Below are 16,486 nucleotides of genomic sequence, written 5' to 3'. Positions count from 1 at the left end.
GTGAGTGGCAAAACAACCAAGATCAATGCCTCCCTAAGACAAAGAAAAAGTAACAAAGAAAAAATAACAAAGACTAAAGCCATAAAAAAAGCTCAGGAGAATTAAAAAAGTGGAAAATAACAAGGTAGTGACCCCATCGGTGGATTATCCGCGTTTCACAAAAGTAAAATCAAAATTTAATACTTATCGTCAGAAAGTCATGGGTCTGGGTGTGACTTGGCTACAAGGAAGATCAAAAAAATCATCTAAAAATAAGGCAGAAAATCCTTATCTCGATGGGATATTTGCTCCTGTAGATGAAGTGGAAAAGCGCGAATTCAAAGTCATGGGCGAAATTCCACCGCAATTGACTGGACTATTGTTGAGAATAGGGCCCAATCCGATTCATGTTGAACATCCAGATTCTTATCACTGGTTCATAGGCGATGGAATGCTGCATGCTTTAAAAATTGAACATGGAAAAGCAGTCTGGTTTAAAAGTCATTATATCGAAACGGATTCCGTACAACAGCACAAGAATAAGGCTGTTAAAGCAGGGTTTCGCCGTGGTTCCGGTGATGTGGTCAATACCAATGCTTTTTATCATGCCAATAAAATTTGGGCGAGTGTGGAAGCGGGCACTTTGCCGGTACGTTTAGACTTAAATCTGAATACGGAAGAATACCGTCTTTTTAATACAGATGCTGATCTGCCTTTTACAGCACATCCACATAAAGACAATAAGACCGGGCATTTACATGCTATTTGCTATGATGCGCTGGATATTAAACACACCTATTATGAAGTGATTGATGAGCAAGGACTTCTACTGCATTGGGCTAAAATTCCTGTGCAACATGGTCCTATGATTCATGATTGTGCCATCACCGAGCAGGAGGTTTTAATTTTTGATTTACCGGTGACGTTCTCTTTCAAGCAACTCATCAAGGGCAATCCTTTGCCTTATGAATGGAATGAACAACATGCTGCACGCATTGGGATTTTGCCTAAATATGGTCATGTAGATGAGGTGCAGTGGATCAATATTGAACCCTGTTTTGTTTTTCATGCCGCAAATGCTTATCGCAATGAGCAACAGCAGATTATTCTGGATGTCGTGGTTCATCAGTCGATGTTTAAGAAATCTCAGCAAGGACCATTCGAACAGCAAAAGACTCAATTGGAACGTTGGGCGGTTGATCTTAAGCAAAATACTGTCGATCGACAGGTGTTAGATGCACAAGCGCAAGAATTTCCAAGAATTGATGAGCGATATACCGGTGAGCAGCATCGTTATATTTATAGTGTCAGTTTTGATCCTATGCTCATGAGCAAAGCCAATCATTTGATTTGTCACGATCTGCAAACTCGTGAAAAAACCACCTATGAATTTGGTGAGCAATGGGTGACGGGAGAAGTCGTCTTTATCCCTGAGTCATCGGATGCGGCAGAAGGTGAGGGTTACTTGTTATGCTATGTGCATCAAATCAATAAGGAAAGTTCTAAAGTGGTGATTTTAAAAGCTCAGGGTTTAAATATTCAGCCTCAGGCAGAAATTGTACTTGGCGTACATGTGCCATTGGGCTTTCATGGAAATTGGGTGGATTTATCTTAAAATCATGTGATTTTCTTGTTTATAGCGATCAGGCTATATATTTTAAAAGATACATATTTTAAATTTCATTCAGTTACCTAGCTTTGTATAGTGCAGGGGCATTATAAAAGGTCTTAGGTTGTAAAAGTAAAATGGAAATATGCACGAATAAACAATGGCTCTGGGCACTCCCTGTTTCTTTCGCGGCACTTGTCATGACAGGGTGTCAGGAGCGACCTGCACCGAAAACTGAACAGGCAACAACGACGAAGCAGGAAAAGTCTGAATCCATTCCATTAATTCAAGCCAAAGTTGTTCTGGTCAAATTGACCAAGCCAGAAGCTTGCGATGCAGATGGCTGTATGCAATATGACATTCAGACCGTAAAGACCAATGTTAAATGGATTGATGATTATTTTATTGATCGAATTAAAAAAGCAGATCCTATTGCTTTTTCAACCGCACCCAATCAAAAAATCAATACCGCTGAGGGTGCTAATCCTAACTTAAGTCAAAGTTCGACCTATATCCGCTTTGTCAGCCAACAATATGATCAGGCTACCTTTGCCATTCAAACTTACACTTATTCATCGGGTGCAGCACATGGCATGTATCATCAGGAATTTGTGAATTTTGATTTGAAAACCAAAAAGCGCTTGGCGCTACAAGATATTCTGCTGAAGGGTACAGAACAGCAGGTATTGGATACCTTGTACGACTCAAATAGCATCTGGCTGGATCAACATAGTATTGAACGAACCAAGTTACAGTTGAGCGATAATTTTTACTTCGGTGCCAATGGGATTGTATTTGTCTATCCTCTATATGAACTGGCTTCTTATGCAGAGGGGATGACAGAACTGAACTTGCCTTATGCTGCATTGACCAAACTGGTTAAAGCGGAATATCTGCCAAGTTTGCCACACTATCCTACACCTTAATTTTTAGTTAATTCGGTGAAATTTGCTTTAATAAGGCACAGCTGTAAGCTCGGTCACTGTCTTTTTTGCTGTTTAGCGCTTACACTATAGCCAGTTTTTTTCTTTGCAAAAGATTGGCTATGATCGACCCGAAATTAATCAGAAATAATATTGAGGCTGTAAATTTAGCCTTGGCAAAACGTGGTGTACAGCTGAATGTAGAAGAGTGGGCTTCACTTGAAGCTCGCCGTAAAGAGCTTCAGTCGAAAACTGAAGCTTTACAGGCAGAACGTAATTCGGGTGCAAAACAAGTTGGCCAAATTAAAAAATCTGGTGGCGATGCATCTGAAATCATGGCACGTATGTCAGCAATTGGTGATGAAATTAAAGCGGCTGAAGTTGCGCTTACTGAATTGCAAACTGAAATTGAAACCAAGTCTTTAACTATTCCAAACATGCCGCATGAATCTGTACCTGAGGGTAAAGATGAAGACGACAACGTTGAAATTTTAAAATGGGGCACACCGCGTCAATTTGATTTTGAAATCAAAGATCATACTGACCTCGGTGAATGGATGGGCGGTTTGGAATTTGAAACTGCAACCAAATTAACCGGCACACGTTTCAGCGTATTAAAAGGTCCATTGGCGCGTTTACAACGTGCACTGACCCAATTTATGCTAGATACTCATACGCTTAAAAATGGTTATACTGAAGCCTACGTGCCTTATTTGGTCAATGCAGACTCTTTACGTGGTACAGGTCAATTGCCTAAATTTGAAGAAGACTTGTTCAAGCTTCAAGGTGAAAAAGAACTTTATCTAATTCCGACTGCAGAAGTTCCAGTAACCAATTTCGTGCGTGATGAAATTGTCGATCCAGAACGTTTACCATTGAAATATGCTGCGCATACACCATGTTTCCGTAGTGAAGCCGGTTCGTATGGTCGTGATACCCGTGGTTTGATCCGTCAACACCAATTCGACAAAGTTGAAATGGTGCAAATTGTAAAACCTGAAGATTCCATGCAGGCTTTAGAAGAGCTGACCGGTCATGCTGAAGGCATTTTGCAAGCTTTAGGTCTTCCATACCGTAAAATCATTCTGTGTGGTGGTGATATGGGCTTTGGCTCAATCAAAACGTATGATTTGGAAGTTTGGGTTCCGAGCCAAAATACTTATCGTGAAATTTCAAGCTGTTCATGCATGGGTGACTTCCAGGCACGCCGTATGAAAGCGCGTTACCGTGTAGACCAGAAGAAAACTGAATTCGTTCATACCTTGAATGGTTCTGGTTTGGCAGTCGGTCGTACATTACTTGCGGTAATGGAAAATTATCAACGTGCAGACGGTTCCATTGAAGTTCCTGAAGTGCTTCGTCCATATATAGGTGGTGCAGAATTTATTGATTAATCTTCGGATTGATCAATAAATATGTGAATGGCACAATTTTGTGCATGAAAATTGCTTAAGGCTTAAGACAGTCAGATTTAAAATATTGAGGTAATTCGTGGATATCTTTCCAATCTCTTTAAAGTTGCAACAGCAACCTTGTCTGATTGTCGGTGGTGGGCGTATAGCCTATCGTAAGGCCGTACTTTTGGCAAAAGCAGGGGCAGTCATTGATGTGATTGCGCCTGAAATCGAAACTGATTTACTAGAGATTGTTCGTGCCAGCCAAGGGCAATATGTCCAAGCATCTTTTAGTCTAGATATTCCATTACGCCCTTACCGGTTGGTGATTGCGGCTACCAATGACAAAGCGACCAACATACAGGTTTTTGAAGTTTGCGAAGCTGAAAAAATTCTGGTGAATAGTGTGGATGATCTACCGCATTGCCGTTTTATGGTGCCTGCCATTATTGATCGTTCTCCTTTGGTGGTTTCGATTGCCACCAATGGAAAATCACCAGTTTTATCCCGTCAAATCCGAACCCAACTGGAAGCCAGTATTCCGCATGGCATGGGCAAGCTGGCAGAGTTTTCTGGAAAATGGCGTGCTGCAGTCAAAGCTAAAATTGAGAATCCAGATGAGCGCCGTATTTTTTGGGAAGACTTGTATGCCAGTCCATTCAAAGAACAGGTTTTTAATGACAACATTGCGGAAGCGGATCGTTTAATTGAACAAGCCTTAATTGAGTGGAAAACGCCTAAAGGTGAAGTTTATTTGGTGGGTGCAGGTCCAGGTGATCCTGAGCTCTTGACCTTAAAAGCTTTACGTTTGATGCAACAAGCCGATGTGGTTATTTATGACCGTTTGGTATCTCCACCGATTTTGGATTTGTGTCGCCGTGATGCAGAAAAAATCTATGTCGGCAAAGCACGGTCTAATCATAGTGTTCCTCAAGAGGGGATTAATGCACTTTTGGTGGAATATGCAGCGCAAGGTAAGCGTGTCTGCCGTTTAAAAGGCGGTGATCCATTTATCTTCGGCCGTGGTGGCGAAGAGATTCAAGAGCTGTTTGCTGCAGGTGTGGTGTTCCAGGTGGTGCCAGGGATTACAGCGGCTTCAGGCTGTTCTGCTTATGCGGGTATTCCTTTAACGCATCGTGACTATGCGCAAAGTGTCCGCTTCCTGACAGGACATTTGAAAGAAGGTTCACCTGAGTTGCCTTGGAATGAACTGGTCTATGAAAATCAAACCTTGGTCTTATATATGGGCTTGGTGGGATTGGAAAAAATTTGTGCCCAACTGATTGCACATGGTCAACGACCTAATATGCCTGTTGCGCTGATTTCTAAAGGAACGACGCCAGATCAGAAAGTCGTGGTTGGAACCTTGGCAGATATTGCTTCAAAAGTGACAGAACATCAAATTCAAGCACCAACCCTGACCATTATTGGTGAGGTGGTAAAATTGCGCGAACAATTACAGTGGCAAGGCTAATTCGAGTCCTGTTGCATTAAAAGAGTAGAGAAATTCAGTGATCCATGTTGTTTTATACGAGCCAGAAATTCCTGCAAACACAGGGAATATCATTCGTTTATGTGCCAATACCGGTGCGCAATTGCACTTGGTAAAACCGCTGGGTTTTGAGCTGGATGATAAAAAGCTCAGACGTGCAGGTTTGGACTATCATGAATGGGCGCATATGAAAGTTTGGGAAAACTTTGCAGAATGTGTGGCGCATTTAAAAGAACAGGGGATTGATAACGATGCGATTTATCCCTTAACCACCAAAGGTGTAGAAACACCACATACCTCAGATTTAAACCGTCCGGTAGCTTTATTAATGGGTCCTGAAACCCGTGGCTTGCCGGAAAATGTGCGCATGATGTTTCCGGAAAAACACTGGATTCGTTTGCCAATGGCAGCAAACTCTCGTAGCTTGAACTTGTCTAACGCCACTGCTGTTATTTTATATGAAGCTTGGCGTCAGCAAGGTTTTAAAGAACTGGTCTAATATAAGGCTGAAAAAAAAGACGCATTGCGCGTCTTTTTTTATGCATGGAATCAACCGATTAATGAGAATCATCAAATTCGTTATGTTGCGGAGCGGCATGTTTGAAACCTTTGGTTTTATAACCCAGGTACAAAATACCAAACATTGCCCACCATAAACCGAATTTCAATGCAGTATCTTCAATCTCTAGCCACATCGCAAAAATGCTTAGGAAGCCCAGTAAAGGAATCACCACAAAGCTGAAAATGTCTTTGATGTTTTTGGTACGGCCATCACGTAATGCATAACGTGAAATCACCGACAGATTAACAAAGGTGAAGGCAGTTAAGGCACCGAAACTGATCATCGAAATTACGATGTCCAAATCCATGAAACCAGCAGTTAAAGCCACCGCACCTACAATCAGAATGTTGTAAACTGGCGTGTAACTTTTAGGGCTGATATGACCAAAGATCTTTTTATTGATCACGCCATCACGACCCATCACATACATTAAGCGTGAAACACCTGCATGCGCAGAAATACCTGATGCCATCACTGTGACAATTGCAAAGTAAAGCACTACAGTTTTGAACGCTACCCCGCCTACTGCTAAAAGAATATCTGGCTGGGTTGCAGCGACATCTTCAAAGTAAGTTTTTGGATCATTCGGGAAGTAGATTTGCATGAAATAGGTGCTGATAATGAAAATAATACCTGCAAGCAGTGCCGTAAGGAAAATCGCTTTAGGTAAGGTTTTTTCAGTATCTTTTGTTTCTTCTGCCAGTGAGCTGAGTGAGTCAAAACCGGTAAAAGAGAAACAAAGTAATGTTGCACCGGTAATCAGTGGACCTAAAGCCGTCATTTCATTCCAGAAGGGTTCCAAGCTCCACAACTGGTACTTGGCATCCGCTAAGGTACCATCGGCATTGACCCCGCCTGCAAGCAGCGTGTAAACCATCCAGGTGAAGTAGGCGATGACTGCCAGCTGAATCAAAACAATCAGGCCGTTGAAGTTGGCAACGAATCTGGCACCACGTAAGTTTACCCCGGTCATGAATGCAGTCAGTACGACCACCCAAACCCAATGGTTAACTTCAGGGAAAAGGGCTTCCAGATAAATGACTGCCAAAATGATGTTGACCATTGGTGACAACAGGTAATCTAGCCATGATGACCAGCCGACCATAAAACCGACATTAGGATGGATCGATTTTTGTGCATAAGTATATGCCGAACCTGATGACGGGTAACGGCGGATCATATGGCCGTAACTGATAGACGTAAACAGAATTGCAATTAAGGCAATAATGTACGAAGTTGGTACGTGGTAATGGCTTTCTTCAGAAACCAGACCGAACGTATCAAATAGTGTCATTGGTTGAATATAAGCTAAACCAATAATAATGATGTGCCAGAGTCCAAGCGTTTTTTGCAGTTTAGCTGCCGATTGAGTCCCAGAGATATTTGTCAACGGCGTTATCCTCTTAATCGTTGATCAAGGATCAGTCATGTTTATAAGGATCGTTTGAGACGAACGATCCCCCCTATACGAATAAAACAAAAGTGCGCCAATCTACTCTAGTTTGGTATCTTTTGCCAGTATCTTTATGAATTATTAATGCAGAAAATATGCCATTCGATATAAAAATAGAGCTTTAATTTTCCACAAAGCAAAAGCCCGATGCTTAAAAAAACACCAGGCTGATTTTTTGCTATATTCTCTTATTTTTCAATATTTACCAAGCTTTTTTTAAGATCGCTTTTAAATCGTTTAAGGTGGCTTCTTTAGGGTTGTAAATAATGGAACCATCATTTAATGCTTTTTCTGCCACTTCCGCTAACTGTGCTTCAGATACTTTACCAGTTTCACGTAAAGTGCGTGGTAACTTGGTTAAGGCATATAAGCGATCGCGCATGGTCAGAATTGTGGCAATCGCTTTGTCGGCGCGTAAATGTGCAGGAGTCTGCGCATAAATGTCTGGTCCTGCTAAAGGAAGCAATAATTCTGCAATTTTGTCGCCATTCACTTCCTTGTTGTACTCCAGCACATAAGGCAGGAACAGGTTCATGCATAAACCATGCGGCAGATGCGCAACGGCACCTAAGGCATGTCCTAATGAATGCACCAAGCCTACCATTGAGTTAGAGAAGGCGATCCCTGCCATGGTAGAGGCTTGAGCCAGTTCCAGACGACCAAACTCATCTGTGGGGTTGTCGAGGACATTGAACAAACTGTTGCTGACTTTTTTAATCGCAGCCGTCGCATAGGCATCACTAATAGGATTTGCAGCCATACAGGTGTAAGCTTCAACCGCATGAGTTAATGCATCCATGGCTGTCATGGCGGTTAAATGTGGCGGCAAGGTTTGCGTCATACGCGGGTCAAGAATTGCTGCATGCGGCATCAAATAGTAAGATGCAAACGGCATTTTGACGTTTTTCTCAAGATCAGAAACCACAGCCACCATGGTCACTTCTGAACCGGTGCCCGAAGTGGTTGGAATCACGAAAAATGGTTTTAACGGTTTTGAAAGATTATGCGCACCTGAAAATTTCAGTAAGTCATCACCACCTTCAGTCACTAGGATATTGGTCGCTTTGGAAGTATCAATCACTGAACCGCCACCCACCGCAATGATCGCATCACAATAATTGTCGCGATACGCTTTTGCTGCATTACGAACGGTTTGTACGCTTGAATCGGGCGGGACATCATCAAAAATATAACCAATCACCGCATCGGTAGATTCAAATGCCGCTTCGATCGGAGTCAGTAAATTATTTGCGCGTACGCCTTTATCGGTAATGATCAGTGGGCGTTTTGCACCCAAAGTCGCAAGTTCAAATGGAATGTGTTCTAACGCGGCATGACCTGCGATAACTTTTACTGGACAGAAAAATTCGTAATAAGGCTTAGCCATGTTATGCGCTCCGTTTAAAATAAGATTGAGCTAGTTTCAAATAAATATTTGCAGCTCCAGTGAGTTTTTGTTTTAGGCTCAATTCAGTTGGATATTGTTTTACAGCAAGCTCAGCCAAGAGTTTAGGTAAAATCAGCGATTCCATTTTATTCAAGCAACGGACCAGACGAATGGCGAAAGAAATGTCACCATCGGCAATCATGCGGTCGTGGGCAAAGGCTTGTGCAGTACTTTCCTGAAAAGAAAATACTAAAAAAGCATGGCTTAAGTGCTTAAAAGTAATGGTTAGATCGGGTTTTCCATCCAAAGAGGACAGTAATTTTAATTGATGGTCTTCCGTGACTTTCGCAATAAAAGCCGGGCCATGGGGAAATACTTTCATCGATAGAACAAAACCGACAGGGAAGTTGGAAACTTCCTGTTTTACTTCATCATCGACTTGACTCGCCATTACCAGACCTCTGCCAATCACATCCATCATGAGTTTGACGTAGGTCAGTTGTAAAGCGGGCTTTACGGATTTGGTTGAAATCACTCGCGCATCCCTTATCTAAAAAATATTTTATTAATTTAGAGTAAATACTCTAATTTATTTTTATGTCAAAAGCAAAGTTATTGTTGCATGACCTGGACTTGATTAAAGTAACCGCTGTTATTAAAAGTTTCAATAATATCTGTACATAAATCATTAAAGTGCGGATAGTTCGGAACCAAGTCCATGACACGAACCATTTCCAAACCGGCATAACCACATGGGTTAATGGTATGGAAGCCAGTCAGGTCGCAATCAATATTCAGAGCGAGTCCATGATAGCTGCGTCCTTTACGGATTTTAAAGCCTAAAGAACCAATTTTACGTTCCGCGACATAGACCCCAGGTGCATCCGGTTTGGCATAGGCTTCAATCCCGTATTTCTTCAGCAGTTCAATCATTAAGTTTTCTGCATAGGACACCAGAGTACGGACATTCCAGCCTAAACGGTTGAGGTCAAACATGAAGTAGGCAACCAGTTGACCCGGCCCATGCCAAGTCACTTGACCACCACGATCGGTTTGTACCACAGGAATGTTACTGGGCATCAGAATGTGTTCCGGCTTTCCGGCTTGACCTTGAGTTAAAACCTCATGATGCTGCAAAATCCACAGTTCATCCGGGGTGTTTTCATCACGGTTTTCAGTCAGGCTTTTCATGTCCTGAAAACGATCAAGATAGGGCGTGAGCTGGTTAAATTGACGAATAATCAGTGTTGGTTTTAGAACAGCATCAGTCACGTAAAGTGCGTCCTTAAAAAAGTTTAAATATTGTGAATGATTATAATGAAATCATAGTTGGATAGGGGACGATCCATCCATGATTTGCCATTTTTATTGGAAGGAAGAAAATCTTTTTCTATATATAAAAAAACACGCTTTTGAGCGTGTTTTTAAATTTTTCTTAAAGTGCGGTTTTAATCAATGGACATGCGGCTAAATCGGCATAAAGCGCATGAACTTGTTCAAGCTCCAAGAAAAGCAGTTGTGCAGTTAAAGAGTGATATTTGCCTGTGCGAGATGCTTGAATTTTAATACTCGTGCTATCAAAGTCAGGGAAGTGTTTCACTAAAATTTCTACAACAGCGACATGTAAATCATCACTCGCTTCGCCAATCAGTTTGATTGGATAATCCATAGGGAAAACCCAAAGATCTTCTCGAAGTTCGCGAGATGGCGTACGGTCTAACATGGTCATAGTAGTCCCCTTATATCAAACGCCTGCATGAATGCAGGCGTTATATGTCTTCTGAATACTAAATGGGGATGCTCGATTGGTTTTCAAGCCCCCATCGGTATCATCAAGAATTAGTCATTTTCCAGGAATGAACGTAAGTGTTCAGAACGAGAAGGATGACGTAATTTACGTAATGCTTTGGCTTCAATCTGACGAATACGCTCACGTGTTACATCAAATTGTTTACCTACTTCTTCCAAAGTATGGTCGGTTGGCATATCAATACCAAAACGCATTTTCAAGACTTTCGCTTCACGTTCAGTCAAGTTTTCAAGCACTTCACGAGTCGCTTCTTTTAAGCCTTCAGAAGTTGCAGCATCAATTGGAGATGTGATGTTGCCATCTTCAATGAAGTCACCCAAATGCGAATCTTCATCATCACCAATCGGCGTTTCCATAGAAATTGGCTCTTTGGCAATTTTGAGTACTTTACGCACTTTAACTTCGTCCATTTCCAGACGTTCGCCCAATTCTTCAGGTGTCGGTTCACGACCCATTTCTTGAAGAAGCTGACGTGATACACGATTGATCTTGTTAATGGTTTCGATCATGTGTACTGGAATACGAATGGTACGTGCCTGGTCGGCAATCGAACGGGTAATCGCCTGACGAATCCACCAAGTTGCATAGGTCGAGAATTTATAACCACGACGGTATTCAAACTTGTCTACGGCTTTCATCAAACCGATGTTACCTTCTTGAATCAAGTCAAGGAATTGCAAGCCGCGGTTAGTATATTTTTTCGCAATCGAAATAACCAGACGCAAGTTTGCTTCAACCATTTCTTTTTTCGCACGGCGTGCTTTGGCTTCACCAATCGACATGCGTTTAGAAATGTCTTTAATGCCTTTAACATCAAGACCAAGTTCTTTTTCGATGTCTGCAATCTTTTGTTGGAATGCAAGCACATCTGGACGTACTTTTTCTAAATAAGCTTTTTGCTCAGCAGGTGCTTTTGCAATTTGTTCGTCTAACCAGGCTGGATTTGATTCTTGCCCCGGGAACGAAGTACGGAAATGGTTACGATCCATACGACCACGACGTACTGCATAACGCATCACTTCACGTTCAGAAGTACGAATTTGTTCATGCGTGCCACGGATCATTTCAGAAATGATGTCGAATAAACGCGGCGTAAACTTGAACATCATGAATACGGTTGCAAGTGCTTGCTGCGCTTCTTCAGCCTGTTTGCTATCGCGACCATGCTTTTCAATGGCGGTTTTGGTTAGTTTCCACGCATTTTCCAATTCGGTGAAACGAACACGGGCAATTTCTGGATCTGGACCTGACTCGGCTTCAGAATCATCATCGCTTTCAGCTTCTTCTTCGTCGTCATCATCCAATTTTACATCTTTGGTTGTTTTAGATGCAGCTTCAGTTTCTTCAACAATAATTTCAGCTTCTTCTAAAACTTCTGGAATTTCTTCATCAGATTCTGGGTCTAAATAACCAGATAAAATATCAGCAAGACGACGTTCACCTTCGGCAACATCGTTATATTCTTTTAATACAACTTCAACTGCATTTGGCCAATACGCAATAGAGTGAAGAACGTCACGAATACCTTCTTCAATGCGTTTAGCAATGCTAATTTCGCCTTCACGCGTTAAAAGTTCAACCGTTCCCATTTCACGCATGTACATACGTACTGGATCCGTGGTACGACCAGGTTCGCTTTCAACCGAAGCAAGAACAGCTGCCGCTTCTTCTTCAGCGACTTCATCGGTTGCTTCCGCATTATTACCGTCGAACATGGTGTCATCAGATTCAGGCGCACGTTCATGCACTGGAATGCCGACGTCTTGAAGCATTTGAATAATATCTTCAATCTGTTCGCTTTCCGTAATCGAGTCTGGGAGATGATCGTTAACTTCAGCGTAAGTTAAGTAACCTTGCTCTTTGCCTCGGCTAATCAGAGCCGCTACTTGCGAAGTAGGGGAAGTCATATCGCTCATCTTTGCTTACTCTTCGTTGAATCTGTGGCAGTGAAAAACCGTGCATGATAGCACAATTCGCTTAAAATTGTTTTGAATTGATTGCTCAAGTATCATTTGGAAAGATGACTTTGATTTAACAATTATTTTCAATATTGGGCTGGAATTTTTTTTTTCAAGTCCGGCTAAAGGATTGCATTCAAAATATACTAGGTTTTCCGTCCACATTTTGAATATAATTTTACATGCTAATAAATACACAATTTTAGGGTCAAAAAACAAGAGTAAATTGAGGTTGTTTTATAAAAAAAATAAAAAAAACTTGACAAGAATTCGGAACAAAGATAAATAGCGCCTAGACCCATTCACTTTTTTTCACCATGAGGTAGTTTTAGTGTCTTCTACAGATTTTGAACTAGACGATAGCTTCAGTGATGATGATGTTAGCTTTGATGAAGCCTCAAGCAAAATTAGTGCTAAAGAGTCTTTGGAAAAACGTCGTCTCATTGATGACCTTCTCGCACAACGTCGTTTGGAGCGTGAACTGAAAGATTTTGATTATGATCTGGATGATGATGACGACTTTGACGATGAAGAAGACTAAATTGTGATTTAGCATAGCTGGCTAAAATGCTATGCTATCCGCAGTTATTTTACTGAACTTGGATTTTAAATGAGTGCTTTAGATTTAGACTTATTGAGCGAATATCTAGACGGCGACCAAAATGAACATGGTCTAGATTTTGCGGCAACTCATGGTTTTTTATGTGCAACTGCGGTTGGACCAGCTTTTGATAAATGGCTCGATGAACTTTTCGATAACAATCAAAAGAAAGTTCCTGCTGAAATGATTGCACAAGTAAAAGCATGGTTAGAAGTAATTCGTCAAAACTTAGCCAATGAAGAAGGAATTGAATTTCCTTTTGAAATTGAAGAAGCTGATGTTGAATCAAGTTTAGGCGACTGGAGTGTTGGCTTTGTCGATGCAATGTTCTTAAACGAAGATGCCTGGTTTACACCTGAACATGAAGAACAGTTGGTAGATTTAACGTTACCAATGATGGTCTTTAGTGGTGTGGATGACGAAGACCCACAAATGGAATCTTTCCGTCGCAATGGTCAGCTTATGGACGAAATTGCTGAAGAAATTCCAGAAAATTTAAATGAAATTTATTTGATGTATCACACACCAAATTAATTCGTTAAATAAAAAAGCACCTTATGGTGCTTTTTTATTTAGACCGATTATAACCAACTTATAAATTAAACTTGCGTGCGGTCAAATTCGCATACCAGCCATAAGCCAAATGAAATACAGCGCCATGTATGGCGGCTAAACACAACATAATGAGGGCTGAAAGTCCTAAACCTGCATTATCAGCCGAATTTAAAATTTGCTCAGCATTTGGATTGATGAGCACTAAGAAAAACATGAAAAAACTGCCAATAATGATGGCAATTGCACTTGAACCCCAAACCAGTTGGATTTTTTCATCAGTGGTAGGGAGTCGATGTTCACGTTTAACAAAATGACCTGCCGAAATAAGTGCTGTAGCAATCAGCGTGGGTAGAAGAGCAATACCTGCTAAATTTAAACCAAAAATAAATACTGTAATGAGTAGCACTAATGCAATGCTATATACAGCAGCAAAGTACAATAAATAATGTTTCATGAACCCATGACCCCAAATACCAATTTTTAAATAATGACTATGCTTTAATTCTATGTTTATACCTGCGGTAAAGAACCCAGACAACGATGGCAATTACAATGCCCATAATAATATGGCTAACTTGGCTAAAAATATTCTGCATCAAGGCTTGGTTTTCGCCAAAATAAAAACCCACACAAGCTAAGAATGTCGTCCAGATAATCGTACCTAGACCACTGTAGAACATGAACTTCCAGAAGGGCATGTGGCTCATGCCCGCAGGGATGCTAATCAGCGAACGAACAGCTGGAATCATGCGTCCAAAGAAAACAATCCGGTGACCATAGTGCTCAAACCAGTCGAGTGATTTTTTCACATCTGGAGATTTTATAAAAAGATATTTTCCGTAGCGATCTACAAAACGAAAAATACTGTCGTGATTAAACTTATAGCCAATCCAATATAGTATAGCGGCAGCAATCAGAGACCCTATACAACCCGCGATAATCACGCCAACTAAAAGTAGCTCCCCTTGTGATGCAGAATAGCCAGCGGACGGCATAATGATTTCAGAGGGGATGGGAGGAAAAATATTGTCGAGAAACATGAGCAGGGCAATACCAAGGTAGCCCAATTGTTCCATAATGGAAATAATCCATTCAGTCAGATTCATAAGTTTATAAAAATAATAATGATATCTAAACTATCCTAAAGTGTATTAATTGCAGGGTAAAGTAAAGCCAAGTAATTAAATTTGCTTATTCTTGGCTATGAACCAGTGTGTGGATATAGACCTTTCTTAAGCTATACGAAAGCGCAAAAGGAATCACACTAAGCAATGCATATTCAAACAGATTGGGTTTTAAGTGGTAGGCAATAAAGATCGATAAAATAGTGCCAATAACAGCCCCTAAGATCACAATAAAAAGATGTGATTGTTTATCTAAAAGCATTTTTATTTCTTCTAGTTTTTGATGGTTTTTTTCACGAATAAGGTGAACACGCTTCGCATAATTGACTGAACGGCTAATTGATCTTGGCATAATTTAACTCCTTTTTCACGTTATAAATTAACTTTTTTGCGTTAAAAATTAATGGGTTATGTTTTTATTTTTATTTTTAATTTTAACCCCAGATTATCAAATTATTTGAGACTTAGCATGCATTAATGGTGAAACTTGGTGATCTTTTCTTATCTATTGTTTATTTTAGGTAAATAAAAAGCCCTCAAAAGAGGGCTTTTTTTATATAACATTACAAATCAGAGCTTACAGACGTTTGCGTTTAGCTGCTGCAATTTGAGACTGACGCATGCGGAAACCGGCTTTCTGTTGTTCTGAGGTTTTTTCGATGCAGTATTTGCACGACACACCATGTTCGTAACTTGGAAGTTCAGCTTCTTCAGGAAGTAAAGGCCATCCACATGCATGACATTTAATGTTCTGACCTTCTTCTACCCCATGGGTAACCGCAGTACGACCATCAAATACGAAGCATTCACCTTCCCACATGCTTTCTTCAACAGGGGTTTCTTCCAGGTATTTTAAAATACCGCCTTTCAGGTGATAGACCTCATTAAAGCCTTCTTGAAGCAATAATGAGGTTGATTTTTCACAACGAATACCACCTGTACAGAACATGGCAATTTTCTTGTCTTTATGTTGTGCAAGGTTTTGTTTTACATACTCTGGAAATTCACGGAAAGTTTCTGTTTTAGGGTCAACCGCACCTTTAAATGTACCGGCTTTATATTCGTAGTCATTACGCGTATCCACCAGGATTACGTCATCACGTGCAATCAGTTCATTCCATTCTTTAGGATCTAGGTAATGACCGACTAAGTCGCGTGGTTTAACCTCTACACCTAAAGTTACAATCTCTTTTTTGAGCTTGATTTTCATTTTACGGAAAGGTTTTTCATCGCTATGAGATTCTTTGTACTCCATAGCGTTAAAGCCTTCATTCAAAAGAAAGGCATGAATTTGATCAATTGCTTGACGATCCCCAGCCACAGTACCGTTAATACCTTCACCGGCTACAATTAGAGTTCCACACAAGTTAATGCTGTTGACCAAGTCTAAAAGACGTTGTTGAAGATCGGCTGGATCTTGAACTTCTTTAAATTGATATAGTGCTGCAACAACCCAACTTGTGGTCGCTTGCTGTTCTACAGGTGCAAGCTGTTCTACAGTAGCGTTCATGGAATACTCCAAATGTATTATGATAGGACAAAATTCAAGGCGCGTATTTTAACGTGAATTGTATGAATAAGCGAGAAAACCATAACTAAAATATGGTTATTAAGCGAAAGATGCCGTTATAGGTTGTTA

The 16,486-nt window shown here is 40.8% G+C and carries 17 protein-coding genes; 7 read left to right on the top strand and 10 right to left on the bottom strand.

Features of this window, described 5'->3' with window-relative positions; genetic code table 11:
• Window positions 1–109: 109 nt before the first annotated feature.
• The 5 genes from HLH16_RS11980 (at window position 110) to HLH16_RS11960 (ending at window position 5,896) form a co-directional block, all read left to right on the top strand.
• Entirely contained in the window at window positions 110–1,594 is a 1,485-nt protein-coding gene (locus HLH16_RS11980; protein WP_350643992.1) for a carotenoid oxygenase family protein, read from the top strand.
• Between the two features lie 131 nt (window positions 1,595–1,725).
• Window positions 1,726–2,514, top strand: coding sequence for a DUF3298 domain-containing protein (locus tag HLH16_RS11975; protein WP_171529488.1), 789 nt, complete (start codon window positions 1,726–1,728; stop codon window positions 2,512–2,514).
• A 119-nt stretch (window positions 2,515–2,633) separates the two neighbouring features.
• Window positions 2,634–3,905 carry a serine--tRNA ligase gene (gene serS / locus HLH16_RS11970; protein WP_171529487.1) on the top strand — a complete coding sequence of 424 codons (1,272 nt, stop codon included), beginning with the start codon at window positions 2,634–2,636 and terminating at the stop codon, window positions 3,903–3,905.
• A gap of 97 nt (window positions 3,906–4,002) precedes the next feature.
• Window positions 4,003–5,379, top strand: coding sequence for a siroheme synthase CysG (gene cysG / locus HLH16_RS11965; protein WP_171529486.1), 1,377 nt, complete (start codon window positions 4,003–4,005; stop codon window positions 5,377–5,379).
• 37 nt (window positions 5,380–5,416) lie between these two features.
• Complete coding sequence (locus HLH16_RS11960; RefSeq protein ID WP_171529485.1) at window positions 5,417–5,896, top strand: tRNA (cytidine(34)-2'-O)-methyltransferase; 480 nt, start codon at window positions 5,417–5,419, stop codon at window positions 5,894–5,896.
• A 58-nt stretch (window positions 5,897–5,954) separates the two neighbouring features.
• Here HLH16_RS11960 and HLH16_RS11955 read toward each other — a convergent pair whose 3' ends face one another.
• The 6 genes from HLH16_RS11955 to rpoD all read right to left on the bottom strand — a co-directional run bounded on the left by HLH16_RS11955 (window position 5,955) and on the right by rpoD (window position 12,525).
• On the bottom strand, window positions 5,955–7,349 hold the full coding sequence (locus tag HLH16_RS11955; RefSeq protein ID WP_171529484.1) for an APC family permease: 1,395 nt from the start codon (window positions 7,347–7,349) through the stop codon (window positions 5,955–5,957).
• 265 nt (window positions 7,350–7,614) lie between these two features.
• Window positions 7,615–8,799 (bottom strand): iron-containing alcohol dehydrogenase, encoded by a 1,185-nt coding sequence (locus tag HLH16_RS11950; protein ID WP_171529483.1) that lies wholly within the window; start codon window positions 8,797–8,799, stop codon window positions 7,615–7,617.
• A gap of 1 nt (window position 8,800) precedes the next feature.
• Complete coding sequence (locus tag HLH16_RS11945; protein WP_171529482.1) at window positions 8,801–9,334, bottom strand: hypothetical protein; 534 nt, start codon at window positions 9,332–9,334, stop codon at window positions 8,801–8,803.
• A 77-nt stretch (window positions 9,335–9,411) separates the two neighbouring features.
• Window positions 9,412–10,071, bottom strand: a complete 660-nt coding sequence (lipB, locus tag HLH16_RS11940) for a lipoyl(octanoyl) transferase LipB (protein ID WP_171529481.1) — start codon at window positions 10,069–10,071, stop codon at window positions 9,412–9,414.
• A 163-nt stretch (window positions 10,072–10,234) separates the two neighbouring features.
• A complete protein-coding gene (locus HLH16_RS11935; protein ID WP_067724198.1) occupies window positions 10,235–10,522 on the bottom strand; it encodes a YbeD family protein in 288 nt (95 codons plus the stop codon).
• Between the two features lie 116 nt (window positions 10,523–10,638).
• Window positions 10,639–12,525, bottom strand: a complete 1,887-nt coding sequence (gene rpoD, locus HLH16_RS11930; protein WP_171529480.1) for an RNA polymerase sigma factor RpoD — start codon at window positions 12,523–12,525, stop codon at window positions 10,639–10,641.
• A 373-nt stretch (window positions 12,526–12,898) separates the two neighbouring features.
• On the opposite strand from rpoD, the gene HLH16_RS11925 reads away from it, so the two are divergent.
• Together HLH16_RS11925 and HLH16_RS11920 are read left to right on the top strand one after the other, a co-directional pair.
• Window positions 12,899–13,108 (top strand): PA3496 family putative envelope integrity protein, encoded by a 210-nt coding sequence (locus tag HLH16_RS11925; RefSeq protein WP_067723989.1) that lies wholly within the window; start codon window positions 12,899–12,901, stop codon window positions 13,106–13,108.
• A gap of 69 nt (window positions 13,109–13,177) precedes the next feature.
• Window positions 13,178–13,702 carry a YecA/YgfB family protein gene (locus tag HLH16_RS11920; protein WP_171529479.1) on the top strand — a complete coding sequence of 175 codons (525 nt, stop codon included), beginning with the start codon at window positions 13,178–13,180 and terminating at the stop codon, window positions 13,700–13,702.
• Window positions 13,703–13,760: 58 nt separating this feature from the next.
• Here HLH16_RS11920 and HLH16_RS11915 read toward each other — a convergent pair whose 3' ends face one another.
• From HLH16_RS11915 to trhO, 4 genes are all read right to left on the bottom strand, one after another.
• Complete coding sequence (locus HLH16_RS11915) at window positions 13,761–14,177, bottom strand: ABZJ_00895 family protein (protein ID WP_171529478.1); 417 nt, start codon at window positions 14,175–14,177, stop codon at window positions 13,761–13,763.
• A 37-nt stretch (window positions 14,178–14,214) separates the two neighbouring features.
• Window positions 14,215–14,829, bottom strand: a complete 615-nt coding sequence (locus HLH16_RS11910; RefSeq protein ID WP_171529477.1) for a DedA family protein — start codon at window positions 14,827–14,829, stop codon at window positions 14,215–14,217.
• Window positions 14,830–14,914: 85 nt separating this feature from the next.
• Window positions 14,915–15,199 (bottom strand): FUSC family protein, encoded by a 285-nt coding sequence (locus HLH16_RS11905; RefSeq protein ID WP_171529476.1) that lies wholly within the window; start codon window positions 15,197–15,199, stop codon window positions 14,915–14,917.
• A 225-nt stretch (window positions 15,200–15,424) separates the two neighbouring features.
• The gene (trhO, locus tag HLH16_RS11900; RefSeq protein ID WP_171529475.1) at window positions 15,425–16,357 is read right to left on the bottom strand and encodes an oxygen-dependent tRNA uridine(34) hydroxylase TrhO; all 933 of its coding nucleotides are present in this window, start codon (window positions 16,355–16,357) and stop codon (window positions 15,425–15,427) included.
• Between the last annotated feature and the right edge of the window lie 129 nt (window positions 16,358–16,486).

It is taken from the genome of Acinetobacter sp. ANC 5378, assembly GCF_013004315.1.
In the GTDB taxonomy this organism is placed as follows: Bacteria; Pseudomonadota; Gammaproteobacteria; order Pseudomonadales; family Moraxellaceae; genus Acinetobacter.
The sequence above is the reverse complement of the archived record's forward strand: the minus strand, read 5'-3'. Positions and strand labels throughout refer to the sequence as shown.

Excerpts from the sequence above, each read along its gene's own strand:
- HLH16_RS11975 (WP_171529488.1), top strand. The coding sequence starts at position 1,726 with ATGGAAATATGCACGAATAAACAATGGCTCTGGGCACTCCCTGTTTCT.
- serS (WP_171529487.1), top strand. The coding sequence starts at position 2,634 with ATGATCGACCCGAAATTAATCAGAAATAATATTGAGGCTGTAAATTTA.
- HLH16_RS11950 (WP_171529483.1), bottom strand. The coding sequence starts at position 8,799 with ATGGCTAAGCCTTATTACGAATTTTTCTGTCCAGTAAAAGTTATCGCA.
- HLH16_RS11935 (WP_067724198.1), bottom strand. The coding sequence starts at position 10,522 with ATGTTAGACCGTACGCCATCTCGCGAACTTCGAGAAGATCTTTGGGTT.
- rpoD (WP_171529480.1), bottom strand. The coding sequence starts at position 12,525 with ATGAGCGATATGACTTCCCCTACTTCGCAAGTAGCGGCTCTGATTAGC.
- HLH16_RS11920 (WP_171529479.1), top strand. The coding sequence starts at position 13,178 with ATGAGTGCTTTAGATTTAGACTTATTGAGCGAATATCTAGACGGCGAC.
- HLH16_RS11915 (WP_171529478.1), bottom strand. The coding sequence starts at position 14,177 with ATGAAACATTATTTATTGTACTTTGCTGCTGTATATAGCATTGCATTA.
- HLH16_RS11910 (WP_171529477.1), bottom strand. The coding sequence starts at position 14,829 with ATGAATCTGACTGAATGGATTATTTCCATTATGGAACAATTGGGCTAC.
- HLH16_RS11905 (WP_171529476.1), bottom strand. The coding sequence starts at position 15,199 with ATGCCAAGATCAATTAGCCGTTCAGTCAATTATGCGAAGCGTGTTCAC.
- trhO (WP_171529475.1), bottom strand. The coding sequence starts at position 16,357 with ATGAACGCTACTGTAGAACAGCTTGCACCTGTAGAACAGCAAGCGACC.